Genomic DNA, 15128 nt, shown 5'->3' on the forward strand with positions numbered 1-15128 from the left:
CAATTACACAGACGCTATTGGATGGTGAAGCCCTGGTTGGCTCCGTATTCTTTCAGGTCCTTCTGCCATAGGGCTATGCCGCCCTTAAGTTTGATGCGGTCGGACGATTCGGTGTTCTTCAACGCATCGCCGATGTTGGAGGTGTCGGAGACCTGACCGCCTGCGGCGATGATGTTGAGCCTGTTCTGCTCTTTGCGCAGCAGGCTCGACCATTTGTAGGCCTTGCCCACCGTGGACCGGAAGTCGCTGCGCGCATACACTTCGAACGGCAGATACTGGTATCCGGTCGACACGTTCTCCGCGGCCTGGGACAGCACGCGGTTGTATTCCTGCCCGCCGAAATAGGGCACTTCGATGCCACGGTCATCGGTCACCGTGGTCTTGCTGAGGAATTTCGAGTCGGATAAGGTGTTTTTGTCGGCTGGGAACGCGCCGCCATCCACGCGGGTTGTGATGCCTTTGGCATTGTGGCAGGCGTATTCGATGAAACGGTATGAGGCTTCGGGTTTGCGGGAACGTTGCAGCACGGCAAGGGCCGAACCGCCGTTTTCCGATGTGGTGGCCTTGCCGTCGGGCGTCGGCATCTGGGCCACGCGCCACAGGCCGGCCGCGCCGGGAATGTCGGACATGAGCAGCGAAGGCAGCCATGCGCCGGAGAACAGCGAGGCGACTTTGCCTTGTCCCACGGCCGATTTCCATCGATCCGACCATGACGTGAGGTTTGTTGCCACCAAACCCTCATCGATCATCTTCTGCCAGAATTCGGTGAATTCGCGGGTGCCTTTATCTTCGGTGAGTCTGATGGTCACGTTCTTGCCATCGTTGGACGTGGAGAACGGGCGTCCGCCGGCGAGCCAGATCATCGTGTCGTAGAAGCTGGCGTCGCCGGAATCGGCGGTGATGTACACGCCGATTTTCTTGAGTTTTTTGGCGGCCTCGTAGTAGTCGTCCCATGTGCGGATCTTGGACGCGTCCACGCCAACCTGTTCGAACACGCTGTTGTTATAGAAGAAGGCCATCGGGCCGGAGTCCATGGGAAGCCCGTACACCCGTCCGTTGAGCTGCACCGACGCCCAGGTGCCGGGCGTGTAGAAATCGACATAGCCTTCGGTTCTGCCGGTGATGGGCACGAGCTGGCTGCTGACCGCGTACTGGCGCAATGCGTAATATTCCAGCTGCACCACGTCGGGAATGCCGTAACCGTCTTGGATGGCGTTGTTGAGTTTGTCGTAACCGCTGGTGTTCTTCCAAACCACGCGGATGTCGGGATTGTCTTTTTCGAAGCCGGCGATGACCTGTTTCATGCTCGGCTCCCACGACCATACGGTGATCTGTGTGCGTGTGTCCGTATTGGCCCCGCATGCGGCGGCGCTGGCCGCCATGACGCCCGCGCAGCAGATGGCGATGAGCTGCTTCACCAGTTTCGCCGATTTCAGCACCACGCCCACGGACCTCCGTTTTGTATTTCGCCTGCGATTACCACCATAAGATTATACGGGTCATGCGGAAGCCACGCACAAGCCTGGAAAGGCTCCCCATATCCACCCAAATACGCCGAATGCGGAAGAACCGCTCCGGAAGCGAACTTCCAAAGCGGTTCCCTGCGATATCGCATCGGCGGCTAAGCCGGTACGCAATCAAGCTTCGATGCCGAGCTTGGCGCGTTCCTTCTTGGAATACATGAAGGCCGGCAGCTGACGGCCCTGCTTGAGCCAGGCATGGTATTCGGCGGTGGCCGCGAACTCCACATCGGACGCGGAGTTCAGGCAGGTTTCCACGGAATCCTGGATGACGCCGATGATGAAGCCGACGCCCACCACCTGCATGGCGATGTCGTTGCTGATGCCGAACAGCGAGCAGGCCATCGGGATGAGCAGCAGCGAGCCGCCTGCCACGCCGGACGCGCCGCATGCGCCGAGCGCGGAGACCACGGACAGCAGGATGGCCGCCGGCAGGGAGATCTGGATGCCGAGCGTGTTGGCGGCAGCCATGGCCATGATGGTGATGGTGATGGCCGCGCCGTTCATGTTGATGGTGGCGCCCAGCGGAATGGACACGGAGTACATGTCCTTGTCAAGCTCGAGCTTCTCGCACAGCTGCATGTTGACGGGGATGTTCGCAGCGGAGGAGCGGGTGAAGAACGCGGTCAGGCCGGATTCCTTGAAGCAGCGGTAGACCAGCGGGTACGGGTTGCGGCGCAGGAAGATGAAGATGACGAGCGGGCCGAACACGAGCACCATGAGCAGCATGGTGCCGACGAGCAGGAGCAGCAGGCTGCCGTACTTGGTGAATGCGGACAGGCCGTTGTCGGCCACGTTGGTGAACACGAGGCCCATGATGCCGAACGGGGCGAGGTTGATGACCCAGCGGATCACCTGGGACACGGCGTCGGCCACGTCGGCCATGAACGCTTTGGAGCTTTCGTTGGCGATGGACTTCATAGCGAGTCCGAACAGGCAGGCCCACATCAGGATGCAGATGTAGTTGCCATCGATGATGGCCTGGATCGGATTGGCCACGATGTTGGTCAGCAGCGTCTGGATGACTTCGGAAAGGCCTTGCGGCACCACGTCGGCTTTGGCGGCCTTGCCCAAGGACAGGGTCTGCGGGAATAGACGGGATGTCAGCACGGCCACGACCGCTGCCAGGAACGTGGTGAACAGGTACAGGAACAGCACGGTGCCGAAACGGCGGTCGAGTTTCGACGTGCCCTGCGCAAGGGCGCTGGCCACCAGTACGAACACCAGAATCGGTGCCACGGCCTTCAACGCGGCCACGAACAGGGTGCCGAATTCGCCGATCCAGGTCACGTGGGGCATGGCCAATGCCAGCACGGTGCCGATGATCAGGCCGACGATGATACGGACGATCAGCGATGCGCCGTTGTAGATGTCGGCGACGCCGCGGACGGCTTTCGAGATTTTACCCATGGTTCTCTCTTACTCTCGTGATGCCGGAAACGCTCCGGCAAGTCAACAGAACGCCATGATAATCGGGCGTGTCGGACGAGATAGGGGAATGTCCAAAATCGTGGGTTTCTATAAGCCCGCGCCCAACGGCACATGCGATACGAATCGACGTGGCTCGCCGTTGAGCGGGTCATCGAATCGCAGTTCGCGCGCCACCAATTCCAAGGGTTGCGAGAAGTCGTCGTAAGCGCGCTGCACGATGTCCGGGTAGAAATCGTCGCCAAGAATCGGCAGACCGAGCGAATTCATATGGACGCGGAGCTGATGCGTCTTGCCGGTTCTCGGATGCAATGTGTAGTTCACGAATGGTTTTCCATCGATATGCCACACATCGTCTCCACGTTCGATCAGCGTCTCCGCGTTCGGCATATCAGCGCTTTCGTACGCCTGTAATCGGCCGCGGTCCTTGTTGATGCGCGACCTGCGTACCGTTGGGAACGGCCGATGCCGGTCGACCTGTTCGACTGTTCCGTAGCGCGGACGCTGCGGCGGGGCGAGCGGCGCCATACATTCGTAGGTTTTGACCGCCATGTGATTCTGGAAGAGCATCTGGTACGCGCCGCGCACGGCCGGATCGCGCACGAAGACGACGACGCCCGCGGTCGGACGATCCAGCCGGTGCGCGGGCACGATGTCCGGCTCGCCGCACCGCTCACGCAGGCGGATCAGCGCAGTTTCCCGATACCACATGCCACGTGGTGTCGTGGCCAGGAAATGCGGCTTGTCGATGACGATGATGCGCTCATCCTCATACAGAACCTCATATTCGAAGGGAATGTGAGGCTCCTCGGTCACATACCTGTGCCCGCGCCCGGCATTCGGTCCGTCCTTTGATCCGTTGCCCAGTGCGCTATTCAACGGTGACTGACTTGGCGAGATTGCGCGGCTTGTCCACGTCGTAGTTCTTGAGCTTGGCCATGTCCATGGCGAACAGCTGCAGCGGCACCACGTCCACCAGCGGGCTCATCAGCGTCGGGCATGCGGGACGCCAGAAGACCACGTCGGCGTAACGTTCCACGTCCGGATCGTGTTCCTCGGCCACGGCGATGATGTAGGCGCCACGGGCCTTGACCTCTTCGATGCCGGAGATGACTTTGGAGTGCAGCACGTTGCGGCCGCGCGCCGGCGGCACGATGAATACGACCGGTTCGCCTTCGTCCACCAAAGCGATCGGACCATGTTTCAGTTCGCCCGCGGCGAAGCCTTCGGTGAACGTGTAGGCGATTTCCTTGAGCTTCAACGCGCCTTCCATGGCCACCGGATAGCCCACATGGCGGCCGAGGAACAGGAACGATTTCGCATCCACCATCTGTTCGGCGGCTTCCTGCACGGTCTTGGTCTGGGTGTCGAGAATCCACTGGATCTTGCGGGGCATGTCCTTCAGAGAGTCCAAAGTCTGGGCGATTTCGTCTCGATACATGGCACCCTTGACTTGGGCCAGATACAGGCCGAGCACGTATGCGGCGGTGATCTGCGCCACGAACGCCTTGGTGGAGGCGACCGCCACTTCCGGACCGGCGTGGGTGTAGAGCACCGCGTCGGATTCGCGTGGGATGGACGCGCCCTGCGTGTTGCAGATGGCCAATACCTTGGAGCCCTGTTCACGCGCGTGGCGCAACGCCATCAGCGTGTCCATGGTCTCGCCGGACTGCGAGATGGCCACCACCAACGTTCGAGGGGTGAGGATCGGGTCACGGTAGCGGAATTCGTGGGCGAGTTCCACTTCTACCGGAATGCGCACCCAATGCTCGATGGCGTATTTGGCCACCATGCCCGCATACGCGGCCGTGCCGCAGGCGATGACGATGATCTTGTCGATGGCTTTGAAATCATGCTCGTCGATGCGCACCTCATCGAGGTTGATGCTGCCGTTCTCGTCGAGACGCCCCAGCAGAGTGCGCTGCACGGCGGCCGGATCCTCATGGATCTCCTTGTCCATGAAGGAGTCCCAACCGCCCTTTTCGGCGGCGGACGCATCCCAGTCCACGGTGTAGGTCTTCGGATCGGGCACGATGTTGCCCATGAAGTCGGAGACGACGACCTTGTCTGCGGACACCATCACGGCCTGGTCCTGGTCGATTTCCATGGCGCGCTTGGTGTAGGCCACGAACGCGGCCACGTCGGAGCCGAGGAAGTTCTCGCCTTCGCCAAGACCGACCACCAGCGGCGAATCGTGACGGGCGCCGACCACGATGTCCGGCTGGCGCACATCGGTGGCGAGGATGGTGAACGCGCCTTCCAGCATGCGTGCGAGACGGCGGACGGCCTTGAACAGGTCAGGCTTGCCGGTCTCTTCGATGATCTTGTCGCTGATCTTGCCCAGCAGCTTCGCCGCGACCTCCGTATCGGTTTCGGAAACGAAATGGTAGCCTTCCGTCTGCAGGTCGAGACGCAGCTGGGACGCGTTTTCGATGATGCCGTTGTGGATGATGGCCACTTTGCCGTCACGCGAGGTGTGCGGATGCGCGTTGGTGTCGTTCGGCACGCCGTTGGTGGCCCAACGGGTGTGGCCGATGCCCACGGTGGCTTCCGGCATCGGATCGCGTTCGATGTCCTGCACCAGGTTGGCGAGACGGCCGGCCTTCTTACGCACCGCCACATGGTCCATGCCGGGCGCGGTCAACGCCACGCCGGCCGAATCATATCCACGGTATTCCAATCGCTGAAGACCCTGGAGGCAGACCTCCAAGGGTTTGCCGCACGCGGTCCGAACATTTCCTGCATATCCTACGATTCCACACATAGCTCACCAGTGTATCGGACGGATATGTCACCTGCTCACGGCAAAAACCACTTTCACACAACCCGCCAGCGGGAGAACGGTGGTGCAAGACTTCAGGCTTCTGTTTGGCACGCAATGTACTGTTTCGCCTTTGCAGCATCGTACCCGGGTACTGATTCATCGAAATACTTGCCAAACACGTCCCTGTCCTTGCTCTCGTCGCTGACAATCGCCTTGTAATCCTCCACGGTCATGGATTGCTCGGCGAGTCCGTATTGCTTCAGGCACTTGAGCAACGGCACCACGGGATCCTCGTTGTTGGGGTTGCTACTCATGTCGCCGCGCAGCATATTCATATCCGTGAAATCATTGTCCGCATCGCATTGCTTGACAATGGCATCACCGTCGGCCTCGCTCATTCCCGACGGATACGAGGTTGACATGCCGCCTTGTGAATCGACGGTGACTTCGACATTTTGCTGTTGCGCACAATCGCTGAAATGCTGGCTGAGTTCAAGGAACTCCTGGTCGGTGATCTTGCTGTCCTTGAGTATCTTCTTAGTCAAGGATTGGTGTGCGTTATCGTAGGTGCGTTTGATTTGCTGCGCGTATGGCCCGGTAAACACCGTGCCATCCTGGGCCGTGGCGCTGCTTGATGCGCCGGTAGCGGTACCGGCAGATGAATCGATATGCGTCGCTCCCCCACAACCGGACAGCAACATCAGGCAGCATGCCGCCACGCACACGAAGGTCGTCACACCGGTGTGACGATGCCGCGCGATATTCGAAGTTCCCATGTGCTCTTCTCCTTGCGAATCCTTGTCTCTTCCATTCAGCCGGCCCGCGGCAGTAGGTGCGTGCCACGCTAGTTACGACACACACCCACTACCGACGCCGGGGTGTCAGTTCGACAGATGGGTGTCATCTGGGTGCTCATGCCGGTACACATACTGCGACAGGTCACTGAGCTTGTACCCGTCGTAGCGTTCCATGCATTCCTTTGCGACCCTGTTGTCCTTCTGCGCGTTCGCCCCCGTGTACGGGACCGGTGTCAGCGCACCGTCGGTCAGATCGAAGGTGGGGAAATCGTCTTCGCTTTGAGCCTGTGCGCAGATACAATCCATGACTTTACTTTCCAACGCTGCGATGTCCTTCTCGCTGATTTTGCCGTCTTTGATGAGGTTCCGGGCGAAACCAGTCTGAAGATTGTCGTACATGTCCGCGAACCTGCGGGCGTAGGCGCCTGTGAACACGGTCCCGTCTTCGGCTTTCGCGGTGGTTTGCGACGGGCTCGGAACCGCGTCCTGACGCCCCGTACCGCACGCGACGCATGCCAGACATGCAACAATGATGCCGAAAATCGACACTATGCAGCGAACACGGACGACAATATCAGTCAGCATCGGTTGCCAATCACTTGTACACACGCCAATTCGCCGTGTAGAACTTCAGCGGTTGCCCGTGCGCGTTTGCGTATGACTTTTGATATGTTGGAGCCCACTTGCCGTAAGCTTTCTTCAGCGTTCCATCGTTTAATGAGTACGTCAGCACATGCTGCGAATACACCCCCTGTGCTGTAGCCATGGAATATGTCCAGTACACTACCCCGCGATTCCATACATCTTTTGCGTTCGCAGTACCTGCAAGCCCGGTAGCGAGCAACAACGACGCAGTAACCGCCGCCAATGCCGTTTTAGCTTTTTTCTTCATTGTGGATACTCCTTCTTGTATCTAGGTGACGCCCCGTTGACGCCATGCTTGCATTGTTTCGCGCTTGAGCAGACGATACAAATCCTTGTCGTTAAAATTGCTACAAGGCCCAGGTTGTTGGTTATCGGTTCTTGAAATACCGGAACAAGTCACGTTCACGGGTGATCAGCATCGCCATCGAGGCTCCGGCAAGTACGCCGACGAGTGCCGCCGCCGGAATCCTGGCGAGAATGCCGACAAGCGTCGTCGGCGAGATGATGACGCCTGTTTCCATATGGGTCAACGCCCACACGATCAACGGTGTTGTCACGATTATCGCCGAGCAGCACCACATCAATGTTTCAAGCAACATTTGCAGCCAGAGCGCGATTTTCGGCTCCCCGCAATGCATGGCTGACGCCAGTTCGAGCCGCCGAGCACGCACCGCGGCATATCCTGCGAACAACGCGGCGACGAACATCACAACGGGAGCGAGCGCGCTTTGCCTCCCCCGGAATGTCTTGACGGCATCGAGCTGCGTGCCTTGCGTGCTGTTGAGCTGGCTGATTGTAGGCTGCTGCGAGGCGTCCGATGGCCACGAGGATACCGTGGATTGGAGCAATGACTGCATGGCGTCAGGCACCGGCCAGGCCTTGACCAGGCATTGGTCGAAATCGTCTGCAGCTGCGGGAACCTGGCTAAGCGCCACATAGTCGTAGCTGGTTGATCTGCCGTCATCCGGGTATTGGAACACCCCGGCGACGCGCACCTTGCCGCCGGCACGCAATGCGAGCCGGTCCCCCGCCCGAGCGTGCACAGACCGGGCGGCCTGCGAAGACAGCCAGATGCCGTCGTAGTCTCGTACAGTCAACGTCGCCCCATCGGACCGTGTCGAGGAGGCGAAGACGCCAAGTGCCCCAGTGGTGGCATCGAGCGAGGGGATGCCCGCAGATGGCAGGACGGCGGATGTGACCTTGTCGTTCTTCGACCGTAACGCGCCGGATGCGAGCACCCCGTCCACACTGGACAACCGTTCGCATGCTTCACCGCTGATTCCGCCTTTGAACTCGATGACGTACGTCGACGCGCCCGATGCGATATATCGGTCAACCTGCTGCGCTATTGACCGAATGCTGAACAGGTCGGCAGCAGACAACCCGCCGACCAACGCGGCGAGAATCAACATAAGCATGAACGCATGCGAGGTTCCGGACACGATATCCCGCCATGCTTCGTCCACGACACCACGCAGACGCATACGCCCTGTCTCAGCCGTATCCCGGTCAATGGCAGGCGCAACGGTATCTTGTTCCCGGCTCACTGGTAGTCCCTCAAATCGATGATGTCCGTGCACGCGTCGCGGGTGCGCGGATCATGTGTGGCGACCACGACAATCGCCCCTGATATCGACAACCCGTGCAAGGTTCGGTTCACGCTCGCCGCAGTCGCCAAATCAAGTTGTGCTGTCGGCTCATCCACAAGAAGCAGTCCCGCGTGGGAGGCGACCGCGCGCGCAAGCATCAGCCGCTGAGCTTCGCCACCGGACAGGTCACGGAACTGTTTGGCGGCAAGATGGTCAAGCCCGAACACGCGTAACAGTGACAAAGCGTGCTCTTCGGCTTCGTTCCTGCGGTCCCCGCGAGAAATATAGGGCAGTGCCACATGGTCGATGACTTTCCTACGCGCTACTCCATGAGGATTCTGCAATACCCAGCACACCCGACCGCATGAGACGCGTATGACCTTGCCCTGCGCTGGCTGCTGCCAGCCTGCGACAATGGACAATAGCGTGGATTTGCCCGAACCAGAAGGACCAACCAACGCATAGACGCGCCGGGGATACAGCGTCATGGTGATATGTCTGAACAGCCAGTCGTCCCCGTCGAAACTGTGCCCGACATCGTCAAGCTGGACATGGGCAGACCGCTCATCACAGGAATCGTCCTGAACCGTACTGGTTCCCGCCAATCCTGCAACCGCGGGTCGTATGGACTCGAGCTGGTCTTGCACGCTCATCGGCACGCCTTGCCCGTGCTGGCGGGAACATTGACGGAAGTCAAGGATGCGCCGGATTCCACGCTGACCATCGATTTGCCAAGCTGGGAGGCGACCACATGGACGGCGACCGGCTTGCCGCGCGAAACCACGCATGCCGAATCCGCAGAGACGTCATACATCGCCGCCGGCGGCACCGAGACCACGTTCAGCGTTTTGGCGAGCTTCCAGCGGTACGTAACGTTGATGGTGTTCGAAGCAGTGTCTTGTCCCGTGTCGCTCTGAGATCCTGCGGTATCGGAGGCCTGCCCGGAGGCTGACGGCTGTTGAGCGGCACGGTATTCGTTGCTCGCACCGATGGCGGAGAGCAGGGAGGCGTCGGTGCTGTCCGCTGTCCGATCGGTGATGGTGAACGTCGCTCCATTGACTTCCATGACCCGATCACCTCGCAACATCGAGGAGTCATTGCGCCGGAACGTCGCACGAACCGGTTGGCTGGTAGTCGTCAGCACATCGGCTCCCTGCTCGACATGCCCGCCATATCGGGCCTGGCACTCCTTGACAGTCACCTTCTGTTGGGGCAACCATGCAAACAACGACGTATCGATGCTCCACTGGCGCTCCTGCGTGGCGCTCTGCGTCCCAGCGTGTGCGGCAAGTGCATTGAAGGCTTTCACTGTATCCCACGTCATCACGTCCGAATCCGGGGCCGTATATCCGAGCCGTCTGAGCTCCGCATTGAGCGCCGCGATATCGCCGCCCTTCATGCCACTGGTCATCGTCCGATACGGTGGTGTCCTCAGATACAGCGCGAGTTGGGGTTGTCCGTCAACGGCAATGAACGCGGAGCCTGATTCGATGCTGCTCCCGGACGCGCACTGTCTCAACTCCGTAACTACTCCCCCAACCGGAGCGGCTACGGAACCGGATTCGCTGCGTTCCACCGTGACGGTGACGGAACGCTCGTCATCATATGGTTCCGATTGCACGACGAGCGTGCCCGCGCGCGTAGTCGACTCGAACGCGGCAGGTTCGGGCTCACGGGTGAGCAGGAATCCGCCGCACACGCCGGCCGCCAGCATGACGAGCGCGAGCAGCACGGCCACGGAGACTGACACCGTGTTGCGGCCAGCGTTCCGGTTTCCACCGGTTTTTTGGTGATGCATCCGCATTCTGTGCTCCTTCGTGCAGAATCGAAACGTTATCATTATCGGCGGGGAGGAATCCGCAGGCAAATCCTTGTCGTACAAATACCTACACGGTCGCGATACTGGCACTCACGACAAACATGGCTTTGCGGTACGATTACCCGTTTTTCGTTGACTTTCCGCCGATACGGCACCTCATCTCCCAAGCAAATCATGATTGCGCATCTCACATTTTGGCGCTTTTTTGGAATATCCTGCGGAACGGTTTCCGTGAAACCCATCGTTTGACGCCAATCCGGCGGCGCCGACACAGAGCTATGCTGGTGTATGAATACCGTATTCGAACAAGCACAGAGCCAGGCACCATCATGAGCCAACAGCAGACACCATCCGCGACCGGCAGCGACCAGACGACGGGCACCGTGCAGGTCGTGCTCGTCGACAACGACATCCTGGCGCTGAAGATGCTGCGCGAGATCATGTCCGCGTGGCCGCGCGTCGCCATCACCTGGACCGAACATAACGGCTCGGACGCCTTCGACCACTACCGACAATGCGAATCCGGCATCCGCGATCTGCCGGACCTGTTCATCACCGACATCTCGATGCGCGGCCTGTCGGGCGTCGATATGAGCCGAGCCATCCGCTACACCAACGGCACGATGCCGATACTCGGCATCACTTCATACGAGCCGACCCAGTTCTACCATGATGCCGCCGACGCCGGCATGCAGGCGGTTATCGGCAAGAACGAGCTGTCGGCCCTTAAAAGCATCATCATGGAGGTCGCGGACACCGGCGCTCTCGCCGTCCGACCGCCCTTCGAGGTACCGGGGCGGGCGCATCTGCGCATCCGGCAGGAAGGCCTGCCGTACATCCTCTCGCTGAGTCAGCAGGAAAAGCAGGTGCTCACCATGTGTTCGCACGGATATAGCAACGCCGATATCGCGCAGGTGCTCGACGTTAGCCCGTCGACCATCAACACCTACATCACACGCGCGTCGCGCAAGATGGGCGTGGCCAGCAAACGGGAGGCAGTGGCGTTATGGACGAAAACCATCGGACTGTAGGCGGCTCGCCAATGGCGAACATCAAGACCATGATCGCGCCCCGGACCACGCAGCGGCTGCATCACCATAAGATGCATATCGCCCTATGCCTGGTGGCCACGATACTCATGGCCGCAGTACTGACGTTCCTCCCCGCAACGACACCCACACAGTGGATCATCTGCATCATCGCCTGCTGCTGCCCGCTGGGCATCGCCTTCGCACCGGTACCGATGTCCGTCATCTCATTCGCCGTGGTACTGCTACTGATGTTCACCCCCGGGATATCGCTATCGGATGCCGGCTCCATCATTCACATGCTCACACCGCTGGCCATAGGCACGCTCGCGTATTCGACACCCACCCAATGGTCGGTCTGGGGTCTTGTCACTTCGATCGTCACCTTGCTGCTGGCTTTCGACCCCCGCGAAGCGCTCTCGCAGGGGGACGCGCTCTCCTTCTTCGTGCTGCTCGCCTTGTACATCGTCACGTATGCGATGTGCGCGTCCATCCGCACCATCGCCATCGACGATCGGCAACGGCACCGCGACGCCGAGCTGGAGCTGTTGCAAACACAGCAGGCACATCAGCGGGAAGTCACCAGATTCGCGCAAATGACCCATGACGCGGTCACGGCAAGCCTGTCGAGTATATTCCTGCTCGCGCAACAGCATATTGACATGTTGGACACGGCCGGCAAGACGGCGGATGCGTCAGACGAGGATTGGCGGACCGTCCGGCAGCTCAGCGAGAGCGCCCTTGCCAGTATCCGCTCGGTCATCAGGACCATGAACGCCTCGGACGAACGCCCTGAGGATCATCTGGATGGCGCTTTACACAACCTTCCGCTACCGCAGCGCATCGGCATCGCGATCGAGCAGGGGCAGCATCTGCTGGCCCCGCACCATATGCATGTCGATGTGCATACGTCAGGGCAGATATCATCTCCCGCCTGCACACGGTCAGGCGACGAGGCGGTGACCCTCATCGGGGAGATCTTCACGAATCTGCTGCGGCACGCGTCCCCTGACAGCGCGCCCATGCTCACCATCAGCTACGATGACGACAACATGTCGCTCATGCAGACGAACGCGCTGACGCACAAGAACACGCGCAGACACGGCACAGGCCGGCAATCGCCTGAAGCCTCGCAAGGCCCGGCCGCGAGCGGTGACGCCCTGCCGCGATCACAGAGCGGACTGCTCCTCCACCGTGGCGTCATCGAGTCGCTGGGCGGCGAACTGCGCTTCAACAGCGAGGACGAGACGTGGACGCTCTACGCGCGTATCCCCCTGCACCCCAACGTCTAACCCCAAAGCCTAGGCACAATAGGCTGCTCGGGCACAGCAAGGCCGCTGCGCCCGAGCGTCGTTCAAAATGCTCCTGTCAGGCGACGCACCATGGAAGCCACTTGGGGCATGTCCCCAACAAGACGCTGATACTTGCGGGAGCCGGCGTCGCAAGCGCATCATCATACCGGGCACCGGTGATTCCCGTGGACAGCCCGCAGACACCGACGGCGATGGCAAGGCACATCGCCAATGCCGCACGACTGTCATGGTTGCGGATTGCAACCCCACGAACGATTCGCATCATCAACACCACCTGTTCGTTCATCTTGACACGTGTCACAGCACGTGCTGCAGGAAGTCCTTGAAGCGCGGCTCGCTCGGATGGTCGATGATTTCCGGACCGCCTTGTTCGACGACCACGCCGCCATCCATGAACACCACCTGGTCGGCGACCTCGCGCGCGAAGCCGATCTCATGGGTGACGACCACCATGGTCATGCCTTCCTTGGCGAGGTCGAGCATGACGTTGAGCACTTCGCCGACGAGTTCCGGATCGAGCGCGGATGTCGGTTCGTCGAACAGCATGATCTCCGGCTTCATGGCAAGCGCGCGGGCGATGGCCACGCGCTGCTGCTGGCCGCCGGACAGCTGTGCCGGATAGTAGTCGAGACGCTCCCCCATGCCGACGCGGTTCAGCTCCTGAATGGCGAGTTCGCGAGCTTCCTTCTTGTCCATGTGCTTGACGTGGACCGGAGCCTCCATGACGTTTTCAAGAGCCGTCATGTGCGGGAACAGGTTGAAGCGCTGGAACACCATGCCGAGTTTGGAACGCTGTTCGGCCACTTCCTTGTCGTTCAGGGTCTGCAGCACACGTTCGCCGCCCTTGTCGACGTACTTGTAGCCGATCATTTCGCCGTCGACGTCGATTTCGCCGCCGGTCAGGGTTTCCAGCTGGTTGATCAGACGCAGGAACGTGGATTTGCCGGAACCGGACGGTCCGAGAATCACGGTGACGGTGCCGGGCATGACGGTCATGTTGATGCCTTTGAGCACGTGCAGGTTGCCGAAGGCCTTGTGCACCTGGGTCGCCTTGACGGCGGGAACGATTTCGTTGGTTGTGATTTCGCTCATGGTCATTCCCCTCACGCGGTCATTCCCGCGAACGTGGCTTCGTTCTGCTTGTCGACGTCATCCTTGGGTTCGCCGAAGGTCTTGCCCGGCAGCGGCGTGCGCTTGCCGCGGGCTCCGGCGGGACGGGCGTCGAAGCCCTTGCCGAAGTGCTTTTCAAGTCGCGACTGGATGACCATCAGGATGGAGGTGATGACCAGATACCAGATGCAGGCCACGATCAGCAGCGGAATCGGCTTGTACAGACGGGTCGCGATCGCCGTGGTGGCGAACTGCAGTTCCAGCGTGAACGGCACGGCGTTGACAAGCGACGTGGTCTTCAGCATGCCGATGAACTCGTTGCCGGTCGGCGGGATGATGATGCGCATGGCCTGCGGCAGCACGATGCGACGCATGATGAGCGTGCGCTTCATGCCGAGGGCCTTTGCGGCTTCCGTCTGCCCCGGATCGACGGCCTCGAGGCCGGCGCGCACGATTTCGGCCAGGTAGGCGGCTTCGTTCAGGGCCAAGCCCAGCCATGCGGCGTTGAACGCGGTGATGACAGACTGGGAGTCAATGCTCCAGAATTCGATTGAGGTGAACGGGATGCCCACGCCGATACGCGGCACCAGCACCGCGAACAGACCCCAGAAGACCAGCTGCGTGTACACAGGGGTTCCACGGAAGAACCAGATGTAGAACCAGCTCACGCCGCGCAGCACCGGGTTGATGGATTTGCGCATGACCGCCAGAATGACTGCCAGAATGATGGCGATGACCATCGAGATGACGGTCAGCAGCAGCGTGTACTTGATGCCTTCCAGTACGTTCTCGTTGAACAGGTATTTCCAGACCACATTCCATTCGAAACGCGGATTGGTGACCAAAGCCTGCACCAGCATCGCGGCGAAGAGCGCGACGATGATGGCCGCCACGATCGGACCCGTACGCTTGACAGGCAAGGCTTTAATGCGATTGGGAATATCGAGGCCGTCGCCGTCGACTTGTTTCTTCGCCATGATGCTGTTTCCTTTTTCTATCTATCTGATGAGATCAGTTGAGGTCGGTCGGATTGATCTCAGCCTTGTCGAGAGCGCCGGACTCGACGCCCCAATGCTTGAGGATCTTCATGTACGTGCCGTCATCCATCAGCTTCT

At 60.2% G+C, this 15128-nt stretch carries 15 protein-coding genes and 1 pseudogene; 2 read left to right on the plus strand and 14 right to left on the minus strand.

Annotated features, from left to right (window positions below; genetic code table 11):
* Positions 1-14: 14 nt before the first annotated feature.
* The 10 genes from KSX58_RS07400 to KSX58_RS07445 all read right to left on the minus strand — a co-directional run bounded on the left by KSX58_RS07400 (position 15) and on the right by KSX58_RS07445 (position 10547).
* Positions 15-1382: a sugar ABC transporter substrate-binding protein gene (locus KSX58_RS07400; protein ID WP_229086366.1), complete on the minus strand. Its 1368-nt coding sequence runs from the start codon at positions 1380-1382 to the stop codon at positions 15-17.
* A gap of 255 nt (positions 1383-1637) precedes the next feature.
* A complete protein-coding gene (gene sstT / locus KSX58_RS07405; protein WP_217735650.1) occupies positions 1638-2930 on the minus strand; it encodes a serine/threonine transporter SstT in 1293 nt (430 codons plus the stop codon).
* Between the two features lie 108 nt (positions 2931-3038).
* On the minus strand, positions 3039-3764 hold the full coding sequence (locus tag KSX58_RS07410) for a pseudouridine synthase (RefSeq protein WP_003808469.1): 726 nt from the start codon (positions 3762-3764) through the stop codon (positions 3039-3041).
* 55 nt (positions 3765-3819) lie between these two features.
* Complete coding sequence (glmS, locus tag KSX58_RS07415; RefSeq protein ID WP_217735649.1) at positions 3820-5712, minus strand: glutamine--fructose-6-phosphate transaminase (isomerizing); 1893 nt, start codon at positions 5710-5712, stop codon at positions 3820-3822.
* 92 nt (positions 5713-5804) lie between these two features.
* A complete protein-coding gene (locus tag KSX58_RS07420) occupies positions 5805-6488 on the minus strand; it encodes a hypothetical protein (RefSeq protein WP_229055300.1) in 684 nt (227 codons plus the stop codon).
* Positions 6489-6593: 105 nt separating this feature from the next.
* On the minus strand, positions 6594-7094 hold the full coding sequence (locus tag KSX58_RS07425) for a hypothetical protein (RefSeq protein WP_085381709.1): 501 nt from the start codon (positions 7092-7094) through the stop codon (positions 6594-6596).
* A gap of 10 nt (positions 7095-7104) precedes the next feature.
* Complete coding sequence (locus KSX58_RS07430; RefSeq protein ID WP_055054579.1) at positions 7105-7401, minus strand: hypothetical protein; 297 nt, start codon at positions 7399-7401, stop codon at positions 7105-7107.
* Positions 7402-7522: 121 nt separating this feature from the next.
* Positions 7523-8638, minus strand: a complete 1116-nt coding sequence (locus KSX58_RS07435) for a hypothetical protein (protein ID WP_232334597.1) — start codon at positions 8636-8638, stop codon at positions 7523-7525.
* A 59-nt stretch (positions 8639-8697) separates the two neighbouring features.
* Positions 8698-9396: an ATP-binding cassette domain-containing protein gene (locus tag KSX58_RS07440; RefSeq protein ID WP_003808456.1), complete on the minus strand. Its 699-nt coding sequence runs from the start codon at positions 9394-9396 to the stop codon at positions 8698-8700.
* A complete protein-coding gene (locus KSX58_RS07445; protein WP_229086330.1) occupies positions 9393-10547 on the minus strand; it encodes a hypothetical protein in 1155 nt (384 codons plus the stop codon). Before KSX58_RS07445 ends, KSX58_RS07440 begins: the two co-directional genes overlap by 4 nt.
* Positions 10548-10891: 344 nt before the next feature.
* On the opposite strand from KSX58_RS07445, the gene KSX58_RS07450 reads away from it, so the two are divergent.
* Both KSX58_RS07450 and KSX58_RS07455 read left to right on the plus strand, forming a co-directional pair.
* Positions 10892-11593 (plus strand): response regulator transcription factor, encoded by a 702-nt coding sequence (locus KSX58_RS07450; protein ID WP_229029410.1) that lies wholly within the window; start codon positions 10892-10894, stop codon positions 11591-11593.
* An 11-nt stretch (positions 11594-11604) separates the two neighbouring features.
* Positions 11605-12882, plus strand: coding sequence for a sensor histidine kinase (locus KSX58_RS07455; RefSeq protein ID WP_195561087.1), 1278 nt, complete (start codon positions 11605-11607; stop codon positions 12880-12882).
* A gap of 76 nt (positions 12883-12958) precedes the next feature.
* Here the strand turns inward: KSX58_RS07455 and KSX58_RS07460 are convergent, their stop codons facing one another.
* The 4 genes and pseudogenes from KSX58_RS07460 to KSX58_RS10485 all read right to left on the minus strand — a co-directional run.
* Complete coding sequence (locus tag KSX58_RS07460) at positions 12959-13204, minus strand: hypothetical protein (RefSeq protein ID WP_217735648.1); 246 nt, start codon at positions 13202-13204, stop codon at positions 12959-12961.
* Positions 13201-13995, minus strand: a complete 795-nt coding sequence (locus KSX58_RS07465) for an amino acid ABC transporter ATP-binding protein (protein WP_217735647.1) — start codon at positions 13993-13995, stop codon at positions 13201-13203. The genes KSX58_RS07460 and KSX58_RS07465 overlap by 4 nt, the downstream gene beginning before the upstream one ends.
* Positions 13996-14006: 11 nt before the next feature.
* Complete coding sequence (locus KSX58_RS07470) at positions 14007-14990, minus strand: amino acid ABC transporter permease (RefSeq protein WP_003808439.1); 984 nt, start codon at positions 14988-14990, stop codon at positions 14007-14009.
* Between the two features lie 34 nt (positions 14991-15024).
* Positions 15025-15128 (minus strand): annotated as a pseudogene (locus KSX58_RS10485) (ABC transporter substrate-binding protein); the annotation flags it as partial.

This window comes from Bifidobacterium sp. MSK.17.10, assembly GCF_019129655.1.
In the GTDB taxonomy this organism is placed as follows: domain Bacteria; phylum Actinomycetota; class Actinomycetes; order Actinomycetales; family Bifidobacteriaceae; genus Bifidobacterium; species Bifidobacterium adolescentis.